Genomic DNA, 18,987 nt, shown 5'->3' with positions numbered 1-18,987 from the left:
GCCCCGCGCCTGCTAGTCCCCGCCGCAGGTGAGGACAACCGAGGGGACCGATGCGATCCGTCACGTTCACGCTCGGGCAGCCGGACCTGCAGGCCGCCATTCTGCAGTCGATCTGGACGCGCCGGCTGTCGCTGAACCCGCTCGCGAAGTTCGCCATCGGGCCGCTGCTGCTCGCCTTCGTCGTCTTCTACATGCTCGGCGCCGGCGGCCAGGACCAGGCATTGCTGTGGGCGCTCCTCGCCTTCTTAGCCTTCGCCGCGACGACGCTGGTGAGCGAGGTGCTCGCCGCGGCGGTGCAGTCGCGGATGGCGGCGAAGAACCCGCTCTACACCCACGAGCAGACGTTTTCCTGGGACACCGAGGGCTTCTCGGTCCGCTCCAGCCGCGGCGAGACCCGGCTCGGCTGGCGCGAGCTCGCGGGCTTTGCCGCCGACGGGCGGGTGATGCTGCTGCATTTCAAGACCGGCCAGTTCCAGCCCCTGCCCCGCCGCGTGTTCTCGGACGAGGAGTGGGCGAGCCTGCGGGCGACGGTGGCGACGGCCGGCGTGCCGGACTGGACACGCTGGCACTGAAGGAAGCGGCGACTCCCTTCTCCCGTTCGCGGGAGAAGGTGCCCCCGAAGGGGGCGGATGAGGGCGGCGGGCGAAGCGCGCCGAAAGCCCCGGACGCCACCTCGCGACAGGCCCTCGCGCCGCTCACGCGGCGCGCCCTCATCCGGCCTTCGGCCACCTTCTCCCCGCCTTCGGCCGGGAGAAGGGGTTCCTCGCAATGTCCCCAGCCCGCCTCCGCGCATCCGAACACCCCAGGGGTGAACTCCGCCGCTCCCCGACCTATGTTAGGGCCCGACGCACTGGAGTCCCCATGACCACCGCTCGCACGCCCACCCCCTCGCTCTCCTCCCACGACAGCCTGTTCGCCGGCGCCGATCTCTCGCCCGAGACGGCGCAGCGGATTCTCGCGAGCGCCCTCGACGGCGCCGACGACGGCGAGCTCTTCCTCGAGGTGCGGCGGTCGGAGAGCCTCGTCTTCGACAACGGCCGGCTGAAATCGGCCGCCCACGACATCACCAAGGGCTTCGGCCTGCGCGCCGTCGCCGGCGAGTCGGCCGGCTACGCCCATTCCGACGAGGTCTCCGAGGCTGCGCTGAAGCGCGCCGCCGATGCCGTGTCGGCGGTGAAGAGCGGCCATTCCGGCACCTATTCCGACGCCCCGGCGCGCACCAATGCCCGCCTCTATTCCGGCGACGACCCGCTGGCGCCGGAGCCCTTCGAGGACAAGGTGGCGCTGCTCGCCGAGATCGACGCCTATGCGCGGGCGCGTGACCCACGGGTGAAGCAGGTTACGGTGTCGCTCGCCGCCACCCACCAGAGCGTCGAGATCCTCCGCGCCGACGGTCACCGCGTCATCGATGTGCGGCCGCTGGTGCGCTTCAACGTCGGGATCGTCGCCGGCGACGGCGACCGCCGCGAATCGGGCTCGATGGGCATGGGCGGCCGCGAGGGCTACGCCCGCTTCATCACGCCGGAGTCCTGGCAGGGCGCCGTCGACGAGGCGCTGCGTCAGGCCCTCGTCAACCTCGACGCGCGCCCCGCCCCGGCCGGCACCTTCGACGTCGTGCTCGGCCCCGGCTGGCCGGGCGTGCTGCTGCACGAGGCCGTCGGCCACGGCCTCGAGGGCGACTTCAACCGCAAGAAGACCTCCGCCTTCGCCGGTCTGATGGGCGAGCGCGTCGCCTCGCCCGGCGTCACCATCGTCGACGACGGCACGATGCCCGGCCGGCGCGGTTCGCTCACCGTCGACGACGAGGGCACGCCCACCGGCACGACGACGCTGATCGAGGACGGCATTCTCGTCGGCTACATGCAGGACCGCCAGAACGCCCGGCTGATGGGCATGCGGCCGACCGGCAACGGCCGCCGCCAGTCCTACGCCCACATCCCGATGCCGCGGATGACCAACACCTACATGCTGTCGGGCAGCCACGACCCCGCGGAAATCCTCGCGAGCGTCGAGGACGGCATCTTCGCCGTCTCCTTCGGCGGCGGCCAGGTGGACATCACCTCCGGCAAGTTCGTCTTCCAGTGCACCGAGGCCTACCGCATCCGCGGCGGCAAGGTGGCCGAGCCGATCAAGGGCGCCATGCTGATCGGCAACGGCCCGGACGCGCTGACGCGGGTGCGCATGATCGGCAACGACATGGGCCTCGATCCCGGCATCGGCACCTGCGGCAAGGCCGGCCAGGGCGTGCCGGTCGGCGTCGGCCAGCCGACGCTGCGCATCGACGCGCTGACCGTCGGCGGCACCCAGACCTGAGGCGAGCGCTTCGCCGGGTCGGCGAAGCGCCGCAACGCCGTAGGACGGTCGCTCCGTAACCCACCCGGGGTGACGTGCGGCCGTCGACGCGTTATCGAGGGGGTGAAGCCACCCGGGAGTGGCGGATCACGGCGCCCTCGGGCGGACAGCACAAGGCGCGGGAGCGCAGATGAACCGATACGAATCGCCCCGCTCGGGCGGCGAGGCGCGGGTGCGCTATCGCGACGGCGACTTCGACGTGCTGTCGCCCGGCACCTTCGTGCGCTGCGCCGTCACCGGCATGGCCATCCCGATCGACGAGCTGAAGTACTGGAACGTCGATCGCCAGGAGCCCTATCTCGACGCCGCCACGGCCCTGAAGCGCCACCAGGAGCTGATGGGCTGAAGGTCCCGACGTCCGGCTGACGCCTCTAGCGTCGGTCGAGTGTCCGGCCGCCCGCGAGGCGGTCGGCGGCCTTCGCGCAGGCCTCACCGATCACCCGCGCGAAGACGCCGGGCTCGTCGGCGACTAAGCGCACCTCGTGCACGTGGCAGCGGGCGGCGAGACGGTCGCGCTCGGTGGAGCCAGCGAGCCGCGCACGGTCCTTTGCGGTCGTCACCGGTAGCAGGGCGGCGGACGCGCAAGCCGCTCTGATCGCTGCACAATCGGCGTCGGAATAGGCGTGGTGATCGGCGAACCGCCGGCGCTCCACGACCTCCGCTCCCGCTTCAACAAGCGACGCGAAGAACTTGTCCGGATTGGCGATTCCGGCGAACGCCAGCACCCGCTGTCCGGCGAGCGTCGAGCCGTCACTGACGGCCGTCAACCGTGCACCGATGACCGGCACGCCGTGACCGCCCGCCGACCGCACCACGGCATCGGCGGCCCCTCCCCGGCCCGTCAAGACCAGGAAATCCGCGCGTTCGAGCTGCGATTCGACCGGTGCGCGGAGCGGTCCCGCCGGCAGGCAGAGGCCGTTGCCGATACCGCGCTCGCGGTCGACGACGAGCAGCGACAAATCCTTGTAAAGGCTCGGATTCTGGAAGCCGTCATCCATGATCACGATTGTGGCGCCGTGCTCGACCGCAAGCGCCGCACCGGCGGCACGGTCACGGGCGACGACCACCGTCACACCGGCGGCCGCCAGCATCAGCGGCTCGTCACCGACGTCGGCGGCGGAATGTCGTTGCGGATCAACGACTAACGGCCCCTCGAGCCGGCCGCCGTAGCCGCGCGACAGGACGACCGGCGAGAGCCCCGCCGACGCCCGCGCCTCGGACGCAAGTGCCTCGACGGTCGGAGTCTTTCCGCCTCCCCCGACGACGAGATTGCCGACGCACAGGACCGGCACCGGCGCGTGCGCCGTCGCCGCCTCCGCCATCCGCGCCACCGCCATCCGCCCGTAGACGGTCGCGACCGGCGACAGCAGCCGCGCCCGCAGGCCCGCCCGCTTCCACCAGAATTCCGGCGCGCGCATCAGATTTTCGCCAGTCCGCCGGCGGCCACCGCGTCGAACAGCGGCGACAGCCGGGTGAGCGTCCGGGCCAGCGCGCCGGCGTGGCGATCGGCGACCGCGGCGGCGTTGCGCGCGGCGGCGTCGGCGGCGGCGGGATCGTCGAGGAGCGCGCCGACGGCGGCGGCGAGGCTGTCGGCGTCGGTGACGGTGGCGAGCGCGCCTGCGCCTGCCAGGTCGCCGTAGAGCGCCGCGAAGTTCGCGACGTTCGGCCCGGCGAGCACCGCGGCGCCGAGGCGGGCGGGCTCGATCGGGTTCTGGCCGCCGCGCTCGACCAGCGAGCCGCCGACGAAGGCGACCGGCGCCAGCCGGTAGAACAGCCCGAGTTCGCCGATGGTGTCGGCGACGTAGACGGCGGTGTCTGGCCTGATCGGCTCGCCGCGCGAGCGCAGCGCGACGCCGAGGCCGCTCGCCGTCACGATCTCCGCGATCCGGCCGCCCCGCTCGGGATGGCGGGGCACCAGCACGGTGAGAACGTCTGGCCGGCTCGCCGCGATCAGACGGTGGGCCGCCACGACGACCTCGTCCTCGCCGCGGTGCGTGCTGGCGGCGACCCAGCGCGGCCGCGCGCCCACCATCGCTGCGAGCGCCGCGAGTTCGTCGGCGTCGGCAGGCGGCGGCGGGCCGTCGACCTTGAGGTTGCCGGTCACCTCGACCGTCGCGGCGCCGAGCCCGGCGAAGCGCTCGCCGTCGGCCTCCGACTGGGCGAGGACGAGGTCGACCGAGCCGAACATCGCCTGCGCCGTCGCCGGCAGCTTGCGCCAGCGCCGGTACGAGCGGGCCGAGAGGCGCGCGTTGACGACGATGCGCGGAATCCCCCGGCGCGCCGTCTCGGCGAGCGCCACCGGCCACACCTCCGATTCGACGAACAGCGCCGCGGACGGCCGCCAGGCGTCGAGAAAGCGGGAGATGTAGGGCGCGACGTCGAGGGGCACGAACTGGTGCAGCGCCCCCGCCGGCAGCCGGTCGGCGGCGATGCGCGCCGAGGTGACGGTGCCGGTCGTCACCACCGCCGCGATGCCGCGCTCGACCATCGCCTCGACGAGCGGCAGCACGGCGGAGAACTCGCCGACGCTCGCAGCGTGCACCCAGATCAGCGGCCCCTCGGGGCGCGGGCGTGACGGCCGGCCGAAGCGCTCGCCGCGGCGGCCGCGATCCTCCTTGCCGCGGGCGGTGCGCACCGCCAGCAGGCCCCACAGCAACGGGCGCGCGAGCCGGCCGACGACCCGCCAGACCGACGTCAGACCGCCTCCGGACGGGCCGGCCGGGTCAGCCATTGCGCCGATCGAGATCGGGACGTTCGCAATCGTGATGGCCGATGGTGCGCCGGGCTGTGTCGCGTCGACCGAAACTGCGCCGGCCGCGCGTACGGCGGTCGACGAAAACGGAGCGGGCGAACGGCAGGTTGAACGCCACCGCCTCGATCTCACCGTCCGCAAAACGCGAGATCAACACGCGGACCTCCAGGTCGGATGTTTGCCGAACGGCACCATGACGTGCTGTCCGTGCCACATCGCGTCGATGAAGGGAACGTGCCGCCGCCGGATCTTGATCCGGTGTCCCGGTGTCGCTCGCGCTCGCGCGGGCGACGGAACGCGGATTGGCGGCGAGCGCCTCGCCGATGCGACGGCGCACGCCGGCGGATTGTGAGAACCGCTTCAGCATTCGTCGTGGTGTGGCCGGTCAGCCGGCGCGGTCCTCGTCCGGGTCGAGCAGTCGGTGCAGGTGGACGACGTAGTATCGCATCAGCGCGTTGTCCACGGTGGACTGCGCCTTCGCCTTCCACACCGCCTTCGCACTCGCATAGTCGGGATAGACGCCGACGATATCGAGCTTGGTGAGATCGCGGAACTCGTTGGAGCCGATAGCGGCGAGTTCACCGCCGAAGACGAGGTGGAGGAGTTGCTTGCCCGGCGGCTCGGCCGGCGCTGTCGGTGGCGGTGTCATGGCGAGGCCTCTCGGAACGCTGCGTTCCATCCTCGCCGGAACGCCTCACCCTGCCAAGGCGACCTCTCGCCCCGCCCGCCGCTTTCCACCGGAAGGCTACATTCGATGAGCCGGCAGGGTTCGCCCGCCGCCCCCGTCCATGCCCGAATAGCCCGCAGCCATCATGACCGGCCGCGATTCGGGTCGCCCCGCGACCCGGGCTCGGTGCTCCCGACACGCTGGGCCTGCGCCGGAGGGGTGGCATCGTCCACGTCCGGCCCGCCGGGCGTCTGCGCCGCCGCCGCCTCGCGCGCCAGGATTTCAGCCGCCGGCACCGCGCCTTCGAGCGCGAGCTTGAGGACTGGCCGCGGCCGCTTGCCCGTGGGCACGGCCTACATCACCGGCAGCACGGCCGGTTCGCCGGGAACGGGATCGAGCGCATCGGGATCGCGCTTCTTCGTGACCTCGCGATCGAGCTCAATATCCGTCGGCGTCTCCGGCTCCTTCTGGTTCCCGGGATTGATCGGCTTGGGGCCGGTCGGCAGTTCGGTCGGCATGGCGCACTCCTCTCGTCGCTGTGCAGACCGAACGAGCCGAGACCCGCGCCGGTTCCGGGGCGCGATGCGGACGCGATCGGTGGGAATTGCGCAGGGCGCGGTCACCTTCGGATCATTACGCTCTTGTGACGACGGCCCGCTGGATTTAACTCGACATGGGGGGGTTGCTCAGCCCAGACAAAGACAATCGCATTGGTTGAATTATTCGCGCCAAGGGCGGCAGATCTCGGTGCAACGCCACTAACCGACGGTTGCACTCCGCCTTTCGAAGAGTGGGCCGCCACGGCGGACTCCTCGAGCGCTGGCTCGGCGACGCTGGTGCCGGGCGAGGGCGGCGTGCGCCTCGTCGCGCCCCCCGATGCGATCGGGGTCATGCTGCGCCGATCGATCTCTGGCCCTGTCGCCTCCAGAGGCGCCCTCGTCCGGATCGACCTTCGCCTGACAACGGACGATGCGCGCATCCTGAAGCAGGCGCTGGCGAACGTCTCCATCAGCGGGGCCATTTCTGGCCGCAGGCGGACGCTTGTCTCGCTGCACGCCTCGGCCTTCCAGATCACCGACACCTCGACGCTGACAATCAGCTTCGAGACCACATGGGCGTCGCGAGCGACGGCCTGCCAGTTCGAGCTGCGCTTCCGCCGGCAGGCGATCGATTGCCTGCTGCGCCACATCGACTTCGACGTACAGACGGTTCCGAAGAGCCCCGGAAGTCCCCGTGGCGGCCGGAGCCTGCGCGACGTCGCCCGGTTCCAGACGATAGAAGGAGATGTCGGGGCCGTCGCGCCGCAGGTACCGGCCTGGGATGTCCGGGTGGCGGACGGCGAGGGAGAAACGCCCAACTGGCGCATGGAGACGACCGGGCTGCGCGTCGACTTCCGCGCCGGTGACCGACCGCTGATCCTGACGCGGCAGTTGCCACTTCCCGCCGGGACGGCAGGCAAGATGTTGCGCATCGACCTGAGGTTCAGGTTTGAGGAGGCGACCGCCTGCCAAGGCATGTTGTCGCTGATCGCGATCGGTTGCACGACGGAGGGCAAGAAGCCTCGAAGCCTGTTTCGACTTTCACCCGCCGTCGCCTACCCCGACGGCGCTACGGACCTTCGCCTCGTCGCGGAGGCACCGTGCCTCGGTCCGATGACGCACTGCGTCGTCGAGGTGACCCTCGATGGCAATTGTGGGTCGCTGGGCCTCGAGAGCATCGAGACCCTGCTTGTCGCTCGCCCCCTCGGGAAGAGTGCGGCGCCCGGGCAATGCGAGCCCGCGGGTGTTCTTCCCGCGTCGCCGCCTGATGTGACCGCCCCCAGCGTGGCCGTGGTGGGTTGGCAGCTCGCCGACAACGCTGTGGGCCGCGCCTACGTCCTCGCCGACATGCTGCGCGCGAGCCACCCGACCGAGATTGTCGGGCCGCTGTTCAGCGCCAACGGCGCCGACGTGTGGGAGCCGTTGCGGTCCGCCGACCTGCCGATGCGGTCGTTCGTGGCGAATGCGATGAAGACGTTCGTCGCACAGGCCGCCGCCTTCGCCGCCGATATCCAGTGCGACGTCGCCTATCTGTCGAAGCCGCGGCTCCCGGCGATCCTGCTCGCACTGCTCATCCACCACCGCACGGGCTGCGGCCTCGTCCTCGACATCGACGACCACGAACTGTCGTTCTTTCCCGAGGCCGAGGGGGTCGAAGTCGCAACGGCGGTCGCCCGGATTCTCGACCGCGATTGCGTCCCTGACGGCGAGGGCCCGGTTCGCGGCGAGGCCGGGGACGACGCGGCGGTCCCGCTCGCCTTCTCCGCGATGGCGGACGAGGACCGCCCCGATGGACGTCTCTGGACGTCGGTTGCCGAGACACTGATCCCCACCTTCGACGACCGGACGGTCTCCAACGCCGCCCTGCGCGCGCGTTACGGCGGGCTGGTCGTGCGCCACGCCCGTGACGAGGCGACATTCCGGCCTGATCCGGTGCTGAGAGACCGGATCCGCGAGGAGTTCTCGATCGATCCTGGCGACCGCGTCATCCTGTTCATGGGAACGCCGCGCCGCCACAAGGGTCTGGAGCGGCTCGCCGCGGCGCTTCACCGTGTCGACGACCCGCGGCTGCGCCTCGTCGTCATCGGCACCATCGCCGACCGCGGCATGCACCGCGACCTGCTCGCCTTCCCGAAGGCGCGCATCAGCCTGTTTCCGAACCAGCCGTGGCAGCGACTGCCCGAGCTCGGCCAGATCGCCGACGGGGTCTGCCTCCTGCAGGATCCCGACTCGCCGATCGTCCACTTCCAGATCCCCGCCAAGCTGACGGACGCCCTCGCCTTCGGCGTGCCGGTGGCGACCACCCGGGTTGCGCCGCTGGCGGATACTCCGTCGCCCTCGGTCGTCTCGTACATCGACGACGATGACATGCTCGACGCCTGGCTGCGGACCATCGCGGCCGGAGAAGCCGACCCCGCGCTCGCGGAGCGGCGCATCGCCTGGTTCCATGAGGAACTCGGCTACCGGGTCAACCGCGCGCGCATCGAGGCGGCCGTCGACCGTTGCCTGTCACGGCCGAGGGTCTGGAAGGCGGAATGGACCGCGCTGTTCGCCGCGCTCAACCGCTGCTACGACGCCGGCCTGCCCGAGGAGGCACCGGCGTGGGTCGAGACCGCCGTGCCCGTCGCGGCGCCGGCGGTGTTCCGGCCCGCCGCGATGGACCTCGTCTGCTTCTGGAAGCAGAACGACACCGGCATCTATGGGCGTCGTCACGACATGCTGATGCGCTATCTGAGCGAAAGCGAACGGGTGCGGAGCCTCACGGTGTTCGACGCGCCGATCCGCGTCGCCGCGGTGGAGAAGGCGGCCCAGCGCGGCCGCGAGGCCGTGCTCGACCAGGCCAAGCTGACCTCGGACGCGACGATCCGGCGCTTCCTCGAGCTCGACGATGAGCCGGGCGCGCGCCGGCGCGTCTTCATCTATGGCGACAAGCCGGGCCAGAGCTTCTATGGCCGCACCCTCGACAAGCTGGAAGGCTATGCGGATTTCGTGGCGCAGCAGGTTCCGGCGCGCACGGGGGCACGCCGGGTCGCGTGGGCCTGGCCCGTGGCGGCGCACTTCGCCGAGCTCTGCGACACCGTCGGCTTCGACCAGGTGATCGTCGATCTCGTCGACGACGAACGGGCGATGACGGGAAGCGCCGAGCGACGGCTGGTCGTCGAGGAGGAGTACCGCCGCACCCTTGGCCGCGCCGACGTGATCTTCGCTAACTGCGAGACCTTGCGCGACCGCTTTCCGACCTTTCGCGAGGCGATCCGCGTCGTCCCCAATGCGTGCGAGATGCCGGGCGAGCCGACGCTCGGGGTGCCGCACGACATCGCGCACCTGCCGGGGCCGATCATCGGCTATGTCGGCAACCTGCGCAGCCGCATCGACGTGCCCCTCGTCGAGGACCTGGCGCACCGCCACCCGGAGTGGAGCATCGTCCTCGTCGGCTCGGCGCACGGCAGCCCCGAGGCCCTGCGCCTGCAGGGGCTGCGCAACGTCCACATGCTCGGGCCGCGCCCCTACGACGAGGCGCGCCGCTACATCCGCCGGTTCGACGTGGCGATCATGCCGCATCTGCGCAACGACCTCAGCGACAGCATGAACCCGCTGAAGCTCTACGTGTACGTGGCGCTCGGCAAGCGCGTGGTGACGACCCGGGTGCTCAACATCGACGAGCTCGGTGACCACGTCGACATCGCCGACGACGGCCCGGACTTCCTTGCCAAGGTGGAGCTGGCCGTGGCACGAGCCCGCTTCGAAGGCCCCGACCGCCCCCTGCCCCGCGAGGCCCTGTGGAAGATCAGCTGGCAGCAGCGCGTCGCCACCATGCTCGCGGCGATCCCGTGAGGCGCGCGGCGGCGGGGTCGCATCGGAACCGGTGTCCGGAAGGGGCGCGTGCATGCTGGAACGATTGACCGACCCGCGCAACGCGGCCATCGCCAAGCCGAACGCCCACGCCCTCGACCTGCTCGACCGGGTGCTGGCGCGCGAGCCGGCGCCGGTGATCTGCGAGGTGGGCGTCGGCATCGGCGCCACCACGGTGGAGCTCTGCCGCAAGCTCGAAAACCGCGGGCGCATCCTGCTGTTCGATTTCGAGGACCGGCTGACCGACCTCGGCGCCGACCTCGCGGGCCTCGGCTTCACCAACGTCGAGCTGCACGCCAACACGCGGCGGCGCCACGACAGCTACAACTGGTCGCTGGCGACGATCCTGCAGGCTAGGCGCCAGGCCGGCGAGCCGCCGGGGCTGTTCGACTTCGTCTTCCTCGACGGCGGCCACGCCTTCCACCACGACGCGCCGGCGGCGATGATCTTGAAGGAGCTCTTGAAGCCCGGCGGGCTGATGCTGCTCGACGACTACGACTGGTCGTTCGCCGTCTCGCCGACGATGAACCCGCAGAAGAACCCCGACATCCGCCTCGAGTACACCGACGCGCAGATCGAGACGCCGCACGTGCGCCTGATCTGCGACCTGTTCTTCGACCACGACCCCGACTACCGCAAGGTCGAGATCGGCTACCGCGTGCCGTTCGAGCACCGCCGCGCCTACCAGAAGGCGCCCTTCGATGGCTGAGAGCGCGCCGCGGCCGGCTTTGGGTGCTTCGATGCCTCCGGCCGAGGCGCCGACAGAGGTGTTCGTCACCGGCACCTTCGACGTCGAGAACTACGGCGACCTGCTGTTCCCGCTCGTCGCCGCCCGCCGGCTCGCCGCGCATGGGCTCACGGTGGTGCCGGTGTCACCGACGGCGAGCCGGACGCGCTGGGCGGACGCGGCGCCGTGCGTGGCGCTTGCCGACCTCCTCTCTGAGCGCTTCCGCCCGCGCGGCGTGCTGATCGGCGGCGGCAACATCGTCCACGCCGGGGCGGCGAACCTCGTCGACTACGAGGCCGACGGGCCGGGCTGGGCCTATGCCGCGCTGTGGCTCGGCGCGACGGTGGCGGCGACGCTGCGCAATGTGCCGGTGATCTGGAACGCGCCGGGCGTGCCGCGGCCGCTCGCGGCGATGCCGGGGCTGAAGCACGTGATGGTGCGGCAGGCCTTCGAGGCGGCAAACTACGTCAGCGTCCGCGACGCGGCGAGCTTCGAGCATCTCGGCCCGACGGGCGGGGCCGCGGTCGCGGTGGTGCCGGACACGGCGGTGGACGTGGCGCGGCTGTGGCCGCGGGATCGGCTGGCCGCGACCTTCGCGCGGCTGCTGGAGCGCAAGGGGTTCGCGGCGGAGGGGCGGTTCCTGTCGCTGCACGTCAAGGCGCGCTCGACGGAGCTCGCACCGGAGGCGATGGCGGCGCGGATCTCCGCCTTCGCCGCCGCGCACGGGCTGACGCCGGTGCTGGTGCCGCTCGGGCCCTGCCACCACGACGACGTTACCGTCCGCCGCATAGGCCGCCATGTCGCCGGGCCGGCGGTGGTGGTGGACGACCCGCAGTCGCTCGAGGAGATCGCGGCGGTGATCGCGAACGCGAGCCTGCACCTCGGCAGCTCGCTGCACGGCTACATCACCAGCGCCGCTTACGACGTGCCGTCGCTCGTCGTCGCGCGGCCGGCGCTGCCGAAGTTTTCCGGATTTCTCGCCCACACCGGCCGCCCGCAGGACCTCGTCGCAAGCTGGGAGGAAGCGTTCGCCGGCGCACCGGCCCGCCTCGCTGAGCCGGTGACGGGGCCACTGGTGCCGGCGAGCGTGCATGCGGCGCTCGACGCGCACTGGGCGCGGGTCGTGGCCGAGCTCGCGGCGCCGCGGTCGAACATGCTGCAGCAGGCGCGCTTCCTGCGCAGCTTCGTGCAGCGCGGCATCGGCGTCAGCGGCTGGTCGTGGCTGTTCGCGCCGCCCTTCGACCGGTCGCCGCCGTGACCGCCGCCTGTTCCGCCGACGCCCGCCTCGAGGCAGCACCACTGCCGGATGTGCCGCGGGAGATCGCGGCGATCGAGGCGCTGCTGTCGGCCGGGGACCACGCGGGCGCCGGTCCACGCCTTGCGGCGGCGCTGGTGCAGTGGCCGGGCGAGGTGCGGCTGCATTTCCTGTCCGGCGAGTTCCTCGCCGCCACCGGGCGGACGGCGGAGGCGGAGGCGGTCTATGCCGCCACCGTCGAGCGCTTCCCGGCGAACGCCTGGGCGCCGGTGCGGCTCGTCCGCCAGCAGCTCGCGAACGGCGACGCGGCCCGGGCGCGGGAGACCTTCGCGCGCCTCGTCTGGGGGGACGAGCCGGCCGAGCCGGCGCTGCCGCTGCTGACGCAGCTCACCACCGCGACGACGAACGCGGGCGAGCGCGAGGCCTTCCTCAACGGGCTGATGCGCGGCACGGCGGCTGACCGCTTCGTCATCGTCAAGCTCGCGGCGCTCGCCTTCCGCCGCCACGACAAGCGCGAGGCATCGCGGCTGTTCGACCGGGCGGCGGCACTCGGGCCGCTGCCGGCGGAGAGCGCCGTGCTGCAACTCGAACTCCTCGTGGTCGAAGCGCGCTTCGACGAGGCGCTGGCGCTGTCGCAGGCGATGCTGGCGCGGTACCCGAACCGCGCCGACCTGATGCGCAAGGCGGTGCAGGCGGCCTTCTTCGCCAACCGCTCCGAGGATCTCGTGCGGCTTCTGCAGGCGGCGATCGAACGCTGGCCGGACGACTGGTTCATGCTCTTCCGCTACAACCGCTCCGCCGCCCCCCTCGACATCGACCGCGCGCTCTGCCAGCGCCTCGCCGAGCGCGAAGCGGCGATGGCGGCTGACGAGCGCTGGAGCTTCCAGTTCGCCGTCGCCGCGCTCCGCCTCCAGGACACCGCGCGGGCGCTGAAGATCCTCGACCGCCTCGACCGGACGGGGCCAGTGGCGCACATGGCGGAGCCGCTGCGGAAGGCCTTCGCGGCGCGGCCGGCGTCGGCGTGGACGAACCCGCGCGGCGTCTCCAACGACCCGGCCGCCGACGTGCAGGTGGTCCGCGCGGACGACGCCCGCGCCATCCTCGTCGTCTTCGCCGGCGTGCAGAACGGCTTCAGCTACCTGCCATTCTCCCACGCCGACGTGCTGTTCGCGCCCCACCCGATGCACGTCGTCTACCTGCGCGACCGGCGCAACCGCAGTTTCCAGACGGGGGTCGCCGGACTCGGGGCCGACGAGGCGGCGACGGTGGCGGGGCTGCGACGGCTGCAGGCGGAGCTCGGCGGGTTGCCGATGATGACGACGGGGTCCTCGGTCGGCGGCGTCGCGGCGACGCGCTACGGCACCCTCTCTGGCGCCGCGGCGGTGATCTCGTTCGCCGCCCCGGTGCACCTGCGCGACGACGCCACCCACGAGGAGGCGCCGGTGTCGCGCACCAACTATCGCGGCGCCATGCTGACGGCGCTCGCCGGCAACGACGACCGCCTGCTCGACGTCATCGCCGCCGCGCCCGCCACGCGCATCCACCAGTGCTACGGGACGGGCTACGCGCCGGACGTGGCGACGGCCGAGCTGATGCGGCCGCTCGGCAACGTCGACCTCGTGCCCGTCGAGGGCTGCGCCGACCATTTCGTGCTCGAGCACATGATCGCCGACGGCAGCTTTGACGCCCTGATCGGCCGCGTCTTCGCCGAGATCGCGGGGGGCTGAGCCGATGCCGCCGGCCAGCGCACCGCCCTCCGACGGCCGCCGGGTGTTCATCACCGGCATGTTCGACATGGCGAACTACGGCGACCTCATGTTCCCGCTGATCGCGCAGCAGCGGCTGGCGGCGGCGGGCGTCGAGGTGGTGGCGGTGGCGCCGCGCGGCGGGCCGCCGCCGGTGCCGGGCGCCCTGCCCTCGCTCGGTCTCGCGGAGATGTTCGAGACCGACGGCCGCGTCGACGCGGTGCTGATCGGCGGCGGCTACATCGTCCACACCTTCCCGCTCACCTTCATCGAGGACTACGAAGCCGGCGCGGTGACCGACTGGGGCGGCGCCGGCCTCTGGCTCGGGGCGACGCTCGCCGTCGCGCTCCACGATGTGCCGGTCGTCTGGAACGCCCCCGGCGTGCCCTTCCCGCTCCGGCGCTCGCAGGCCGACGCCGTCGCTGCGGCGCTGAGGGCCGCCGACTACGTTTCGCTGCGCGACCGTGGTGCCGCCGATCTCATCGGCGCGCCGGACGATGTCGAAGTCACGATCGTTCCCGACACGGTGGCCGACCTGCCGCGCCTGTGGCCGCGCCGGTCGCTCGAGGCGGACTTCGCCGGACTGATCGCCCGCAAGGGCGGCACGGCGGAGGACCGCCACGTGGCGATCCATCTGCGCCGGCGCTCCGTCGCCGGCGTGCCGCTCGCCCGGATCGCCGCCGAGATCGACCGCTTCGCCGCGACCACGGGGCTCGTGCCGCTGCTCGTCGCCGTCGGCGAGAGCCACGACGACCCGGCGCTCGCCCGCGCGATCTCGCCGCTGATCACGGCCCGCCACGTCCTGCTCGATGATCCGCGGGACTTGCGCGAGATCACGGCGGCGCTGGCCTTCGCGGCGCTCTATGTCGGCGCCTCTCTCCACGGCTACATCGCGAGCGCGGCCTATGGCGTGCCGGGGGTGCTCGTGGCGCGACCGAGCTACCGCAAGTTCGGCGGCTTCCTCGAGCACACCGGGCGCGCCGCCGACCTCGCCCGCGACTGGCCCGGCGCGTTTGCGCGCGCCGTTGCCCGGCTGGACGAGGGCAGCGTGGCGTTTCCCGTGGGCCTGTCCGAGCGCCTCGATGCGCACTGGCAGCGTATCGCGGCGATCATCACCGGGGGCGGCGGGAAGACGAATGCTCGCCGGGCCTTGCTCGAGGAGGCCAGACTTCGGGCCGGAGCGGGCGCCGACGGGGCCGCGCTGGTGCGGGCGCTGGCGGCGGCTACGCCATCCGACGGCACGGACGACACGGGGGCGTCAGCGCGACCCGGCGAGACGATGCGAGCATGAGGAACACGGCGTGACAGCGAACCGTCTACCCATCGATGCGGAGACGCTCAGGACGTGGCTCGTCAACTACATAAGCTCCGTTCTTGATTTGCCGGTGGAAGGCTTTCCGACCGCGGCGCGCTTAGATTCCTTCGGTCTCGATTCGGTTGAGGCGGTGGTGATGGCGGGCGTGCTGGAGGAGGAGTTCCGCGTGCCGGTCGACCCGATCCAGTTCTTCGAGAACCCGAGCATCGAGGCCTTCGTCGCCGCCTACGCCAGCGACGGGACGGGATCGGCCGGCACGCCGGAGCCGGCCGCATGAGCGAAACCGGCCCATCGCCGGACGTTTCCCTCGTGGTGGTCTGCCACGAGATGGCGCGCGAGCTGCCGCGCACGATCCAGTCGCTGTCGCCGCCCTACCAGCGCCTCGACCCGTCGCTGCGGGTGGAGATCGTCGTCCTCGACAACGGCTCGCGGGTGCTGCCCGACGAGGGTGCACTGGCGGCCTTCGGCGCGTCGGTCAGGGTCATGCGATGCTCGCAGGTGACGCCCTCGCCGGTGCGGGCCGTCAACGAGGGGCTGGCCGCGGCCCGCGCGCCCCTCATCGGCGTCTGGATCGACGGTGCCCGCCTCGCCTCGCCCGGCCTCGTGCAGGCCTGCGTCGAGGCTGCGCGCCGGCATCCGCGGGCGGTGGTGGCGCCGCTCAACTGGCAGCTCGGGCCGAAGCGGCAATATCTGAGCGGCGAGGACGGCTACGACCAGGCCGCCGAGGATGCCCTGCTCGCCTCGATCGGCTGGCCGGCCGACGGCTCCCGCCTGTTCGAGATCGCCACCTGCGAGGTCCGCGACCCACCGACCGGGCCGCTGCTCGAGAGCAATGCGCTGTTCCTGCCGCGCGCCCTCTGGGACGAGCTCGGGGGCTACGACGAGGCCTTCACCGAGCCCGGCGGCGGCATGGTCAATCCCGACACGCTGACGCGGGCGCTGGCGTTGCCGGGGACGCAGCTCATCCGCATCGTCGGCGAGGCGACGTTCCACCAGATCCACGGCGGGCTCTCGACGAGCTCGATCGCCGCGGCGCTCGACCTCGTGAAGGCGGGAAGCCAGGCCTACCTGCGCCGCCGCGGCCGGCCACCGGCGCCGGTGCGGGAGGTCGGCTGGCTGCATCATGCGGGGCGGGAGACCGAGGCCGCCGAATTGTCCGCTCCCACACGGGAGCCTAACGTGGACCACGCGGTGGACGCGACGAACAAGGATCAGCCGGCAGTGGCTTCCACCCTGAACCCCGAGGCCCTGTTCCGGTACCGGCGCGACGGCGCCCTCTTTCCGATCCGGGTGATGGAGCCCGAGGAGGCGGCCGACCGCCTCGCCCGGCTGGAGGCGATCGAGGCCGCGCGCTTCGGCCGCCTGCCGCCGGCGCTCGCCCTGAAGCCGCACCTGCTGATCCCGTGGCTGTGGGACCTCGTCCACGACCCGCGGGTACTCGACCCGGTCGAGGCGGTCCTCGGGCCGGACATCCTGTGCTGGGCCTCGAGCTTCTTCAACAAGCAGCCCGGCACCCCCGACCACGTGCCCTGGCACCAGGATGCCACCTACTGGGGCCTCGCCCGCCCCGATGCCCTGACGGCCTGGATCGCCTTCACGCCGAGCGTGGCCGAGAACGGCTGCATGCGTGTCGTCTTCGGCAGCCACCAGACTCCGCTGCCGCACGGCGACAGCGGCGATCGCTCCAACATGCTGCTCGGCCGCGAGGAGATCCTCGTTGAGGTCGACGAGGCGGAGGCGGTCGACGTGGTGCTGGCGCCCGGCGAGATGTCGCTGCACCACCTCCTGACCGTGCACGGCTCGCGCCCGAACGGCTCGGCGATGCGCCGCGTCGGCTTCGCGGTGCGCTACATCGCCGGCGACCTGAAGCAGGCGGGCGCCACCCGCGGCTCGGCGACGCTGGTTCGCGGCCGCGACCACGGCACCTTCGACCTCGAGCAGGCGCCGGCGAGCGAATTCGATCCGACGGCGCTCGCCGAACACAGGCAGGTGCTGCGGCGCTTCATGGGGGTGGTGACGCGCGAGATCCGCCAGTCCCGTCCTGCCTCCGGCGCGGACGGCCCGCCGGAATGACGGCGCCCACGCCCCGGACTTCGGACACCGCGGCCGAGCCGTTGCTTGCCGCCTTGCGCCGCCATGCGCAGACGCGGGGCGACCGCGACGCGGTGCGCTTCCTCGCGCGCGGCGAGGCCGTCACCGACCGCCTGACCTATGCCGACATGATGACGGCGGTGGACGAGACCGCTGCCGGCCTCATCGTCGAGGGCGCCGCCGGGCGGCCGGTGGTGCTGGCGCTCGGGCCGGGTACGCGCTTCGTCGTCACCTTTCTCGCCTGCCTCAGGGCGGGCGCCATCGCCGTGACGGTGCCCTATCCGGCCGTGGCGGCGAACCGCGAGCGCTTCGTCGCCGTGGTGGCGGACTGCCGCCCCTTCGCGGTGGTGTGCGAGGCGGCGGACGAGGACCTGCCCGGCCTGCCCGAGGGCACCCGCCGGCTCGTCGCCGGCGCGCTACGGCGGCCGGTGGGGGCGCTGCCGCCGGAGCCCGGTGCCGACGCACTCGCGCTGGTGCAATACAGCTCCGGCTCGACGCGGGCCCCGCGCGGCGTCGTCATCACCCACGGCAACATCGCCGCCGCCGAGCGGATGATCCAGGCGGCGATGCGGGCCGACGAGGACAACGTCACCGTTTCCTGGCTGCCGCCCTTCCACGACATGGGGCTGATCGGCTCGATCCTGCATCCGCTGTATGTGGGCGGCGTCTCGGTGCTGATGCCGCCGAACGCCTTCCTGCAGAAGCCGATGCGCTGGCTGCGCACGATCAGCGAGCACCGCGCCACCATCGCCGGCGGCCCCAACTTCGGCTTCGACCTCTGCGTCCGGCGGGCCCCGGCCGACGGCGGCGACGGCGGGCTCGACCTTTCGAGCTGGAAGGTCGCCTTCTGCGGCTCCGAGCCGGTGCGGGCGGCGACGCTCTCGGCCTTCGCCGACCGCTTCGCCGGCGTCGGCTTCGACCCTTCGGCGCTGATGCCGTGCTACGGCCTCGCCGAGGCGACGCTGCTGGTCTCGGCCCGTCTCTACGGCACCGGCGTCGCCGAGTTCGCCACGGTCGGCACCGACACGGGAGCGCCACCGCTGTCGCGCGTTTCCTGCGGCGTCACCCCGCCCGGCTGCAGCGTCCGGCTCCGGCCGATCGAGGGGGCGGCGGCGGAGGCCGTCGGGGCACCGGAGATCGGCGAGGTGTGCATCGGCGGCGCCCACATCGCGCTCGGCACCTGGGCGGGCGCCGATCAGGCCGTGGTCCCGTTCGAGGCGGCGTTCACATCGGCGGATGGCCTGCGCCTGCTGCCGACGGGCGACGTCGGGGCGCTCTCCGGCGGCGAGCTCGCCATCATCGACCGCATCAAGGACATCGTCGCCGTCTATGGCCGCAAGCTGCACGCCGTCGACGTCGAGGACACGGTGCTGAGCGAGCCGGGGACGGAGGTCGTCGCGGCGGCGGCCTTCGCGGTGCCGGTCGACGGTCGCGAGAGCCTGGCGCTCCTCTGCGAGATCCGCACGCGTGATCTCGCCGCCCTCGACCGCACCGCGCGGATGGCGCAGCTTCGCGACCGGGTGGCGCAGGCGCACGGCGTCGTGCCGGTGGTGGGGCTGCTCACCCACGGCGCGCTGCCGCGCACCTCGAGCGGCAAGATCCAGCGCCAGCGGACGCGGGCGCTGTTTCTCGGCGGCGAGTTGCGGATCGCCGCGACGACGACCGCCGGCGCGGCCGCCTGATGGGGGATCG

The 18,987-nt window shown here is 72.3% G+C and carries 16 protein-coding genes; 11 read left to right on the top strand and 5 right to left on the bottom strand.

The window, feature by feature from the left end:
- The first annotated feature begins 50 nt into the window (after window positions 1-50).
- From RUR49_RS18625 to RUR49_RS18615, 3 genes are all read left to right on the top strand, one after another.
- A complete protein-coding gene (locus RUR49_RS18625) occupies window positions 51-572 on the top strand; it encodes a YcxB family protein (protein ID WP_409147905.1) in 522 nt (173 codons plus the stop codon).
- 289 nt (window positions 573-861) lie between these two features.
- Window positions 862-2,313 carry a metalloprotease TldD gene (gene tldD, locus RUR49_RS18620; RefSeq protein WP_409147904.1) on the top strand — a complete coding sequence of 484 codons (1,452 nt, stop codon included), beginning with the start codon at window positions 862-864 and terminating at the stop codon, window positions 2,311-2,313.
- Window positions 2,314-2,482: 169 nt separating this feature from the next.
- Entirely contained in the window at window positions 2,483-2,698 is a 216-nt protein-coding gene (locus tag RUR49_RS18615; protein ID WP_409147903.1) for a DUF2093 domain-containing protein, read from the top strand.
- A 25-nt stretch (window positions 2,699-2,723) separates the two neighbouring features.
- Here RUR49_RS18615 and lpxK read toward each other — a convergent pair whose 3' ends face one another.
- From lpxK to RUR49_RS18590, 5 genes are all read right to left on the bottom strand, one after another.
- Window positions 2,724-3,770 (bottom strand): tetraacyldisaccharide 4'-kinase, encoded by a 1,047-nt coding sequence (gene lpxK / locus RUR49_RS18610; protein WP_409147902.1) that lies wholly within the window; start codon window positions 3,768-3,770, stop codon window positions 2,724-2,726.
- Window positions 3,770-5,083, bottom strand: coding sequence for a 3-deoxy-D-manno-octulosonic acid transferase (locus RUR49_RS18605; RefSeq protein ID WP_409147901.1), 1,314 nt, complete (start codon window positions 5,081-5,083; stop codon window positions 3,770-3,772). The genes lpxK and RUR49_RS18605 overlap by 1 nt, the downstream gene beginning before the upstream one ends.
- A complete protein-coding gene (locus RUR49_RS18600) occupies window positions 5,076-5,471 on the bottom strand; it encodes a hypothetical protein (RefSeq protein WP_409147900.1) in 396 nt (131 codons plus the stop codon). The genes RUR49_RS18605 and RUR49_RS18600 overlap by 8 nt, the downstream gene beginning before the upstream one ends.
- A gap of 18 nt (window positions 5,472-5,489) precedes the next feature.
- On the bottom strand, window positions 5,490-5,753 hold the full coding sequence (locus RUR49_RS18595; RefSeq protein ID WP_409147899.1) for a DUF4170 domain-containing protein: 264 nt from the start codon (window positions 5,751-5,753) through the stop codon (window positions 5,490-5,492).
- A 371-nt stretch (window positions 5,754-6,124) separates the two neighbouring features.
- Entirely contained in the window at window positions 6,125-6,289 is a 165-nt protein-coding gene (locus RUR49_RS18590) for a hypothetical protein (protein ID WP_409147898.1), read from the bottom strand.
- A 372-nt stretch (window positions 6,290-6,661) separates the two neighbouring features.
- Between RUR49_RS18590 and RUR49_RS18585 the strand changes: the two genes are divergently transcribed.
- From RUR49_RS18585 to RUR49_RS18550, 8 genes are read left to right on the top strand one after another with little or no spacing between them, the layout of a single operon-like run.
- Window positions 6,662-10,144 (top strand): glycosyltransferase, encoded by a 3,483-nt coding sequence (locus RUR49_RS18585; protein ID WP_409147897.1) that lies wholly within the window; start codon window positions 6,662-6,664, stop codon window positions 10,142-10,144.
- 52 nt (window positions 10,145-10,196) lie between these two features.
- Window positions 10,197-10,871, top strand: a complete 675-nt coding sequence (locus RUR49_RS18580; protein ID WP_409147896.1) for a class I SAM-dependent methyltransferase — start codon at window positions 10,197-10,199, stop codon at window positions 10,869-10,871.
- A complete protein-coding gene (locus tag RUR49_RS18575) occupies window positions 10,864-12,147 on the top strand; it encodes a polysaccharide pyruvyl transferase family protein (RefSeq protein ID WP_409147895.1) in 1,284 nt (427 codons plus the stop codon). The genes RUR49_RS18580 and RUR49_RS18575 overlap by 8 nt, the downstream gene beginning before the upstream one ends.
- Window positions 12,144-13,871, top strand: coding sequence for a tetratricopeptide repeat protein (locus RUR49_RS18570; RefSeq protein ID WP_409147894.1), 1,728 nt, complete (start codon window positions 12,144-12,146; stop codon window positions 13,869-13,871). Before RUR49_RS18575 ends, RUR49_RS18570 begins: the two co-directional genes overlap by 4 nt.
- Before the next feature lie 4 nt (window positions 13,872-13,875).
- Window positions 13,876-15,180, top strand: coding sequence for a polysaccharide pyruvyl transferase family protein (locus tag RUR49_RS18565; RefSeq protein ID WP_409147893.1), 1,305 nt, complete (start codon window positions 13,876-13,878; stop codon window positions 15,178-15,180).
- Between the two features lie 10 nt (window positions 15,181-15,190).
- Complete coding sequence (locus RUR49_RS18560) at window positions 15,191-15,481, top strand: acyl carrier protein (protein ID WP_409147892.1); 291 nt, start codon at window positions 15,191-15,193, stop codon at window positions 15,479-15,481.
- Window positions 15,478-17,277, top strand: a complete 1,800-nt coding sequence (locus RUR49_RS18555; RefSeq protein WP_409147891.1) for a phytanoyl-CoA dioxygenase family protein — start codon at window positions 15,478-15,480, stop codon at window positions 17,275-17,277. Before RUR49_RS18560 ends, RUR49_RS18555 begins: the two co-directional genes overlap by 4 nt.
- Window positions 17,274-18,977 carry an AMP-binding protein gene (locus RUR49_RS18550; protein WP_409147890.1) on the top strand — a complete coding sequence of 568 codons (1,704 nt, stop codon included), beginning with the start codon at window positions 17,274-17,276 and terminating at the stop codon, window positions 18,975-18,977. The genes RUR49_RS18555 and RUR49_RS18550 overlap by 4 nt, the downstream gene beginning before the upstream one ends.
- The last annotated feature ends 10 nt before the right edge of the window (window positions 18,978-18,987 follow it).

This window comes from Pseudoxanthobacter sp. M-2 (assembly GCF_046156265.1).
In the GTDB taxonomy this organism is placed as follows: Bacteria; Pseudomonadota; Alphaproteobacteria; order Rhizobiales; family Segnochrobactraceae; genus CAMDHY01.
This window is presented reverse-complemented; position numbering and strand designations above follow the sequence as displayed.

Excerpts from the sequence above, each read along its gene's own strand:
- RUR49_RS18585 (WP_409147897.1), top strand. The coding sequence starts at position 6,662 with ATGCTGCGCCGATCGATCTCTGGCCCTGTCGCCTCCAGAGGCGCCCTC.
- RUR49_RS18625 (WP_409147905.1), top strand. The coding sequence starts at position 51 with ATGCGATCCGTCACGTTCACGCTCGGGCAGCCGGACCTGCAGGCCGCC.
- RUR49_RS18565 (WP_409147893.1), top strand. The coding sequence starts at position 13,876 with ATGCCGCCGGCCAGCGCACCGCCCTCCGACGGCCGCCGGGTGTTCATC.
- RUR49_RS18600 (WP_409147900.1), bottom strand. The coding sequence starts at position 5,471 with ATGCTGAAGCGGTTCTCACAATCCGCCGGCGTGCGCCGTCGCATCGGC.
- RUR49_RS18550 (WP_409147890.1), top strand. The coding sequence starts at position 17,274 with ATGACGGCGCCCACGCCCCGGACTTCGGACACCGCGGCCGAGCCGTTG.
- tldD (WP_409147904.1), top strand. The coding sequence starts at position 862 with ATGACCACCGCTCGCACGCCCACCCCCTCGCTCTCCTCCCACGACAGC.
- RUR49_RS18605 (WP_409147901.1), bottom strand. The coding sequence starts at position 5,083 with ATGGCTGACCCGGCCGGCCCGTCCGGAGGCGGTCTGACGTCGGTCTGG.
- lpxK (WP_409147902.1), bottom strand. The coding sequence starts at position 3,770 with ATGCGCGCGCCGGAATTCTGGTGGAAGCGGGCGGGCCTGCGGGCGCGG.
- RUR49_RS18615 (WP_409147903.1), top strand. The coding sequence starts at position 2,483 with ATGAACCGATACGAATCGCCCCGCTCGGGCGGCGAGGCGCGGGTGCGC.
- RUR49_RS18575 (WP_409147895.1), top strand. The coding sequence starts at position 10,864 with ATGGCTGAGAGCGCGCCGCGGCCGGCTTTGGGTGCTTCGATGCCTCCG.
- RUR49_RS18595 (WP_409147899.1), bottom strand. The coding sequence starts at position 5,753 with ATGACACCGCCACCGACAGCGCCGGCCGAGCCGCCGGGCAAGCAACTC.
- RUR49_RS18580 (WP_409147896.1), top strand. The coding sequence starts at position 10,197 with ATGCTGGAACGATTGACCGACCCGCGCAACGCGGCCATCGCCAAGCCG.
- RUR49_RS18590 (WP_409147898.1), bottom strand. The coding sequence starts at position 6,289 with ATGCCGACCGAACTGCCGACCGGCCCCAAGCCGATCAATCCCGGGAAC.
- RUR49_RS18555 (WP_409147891.1), top strand. The coding sequence starts at position 15,478 with ATGAGCGAAACCGGCCCATCGCCGGACGTTTCCCTCGTGGTGGTCTGC.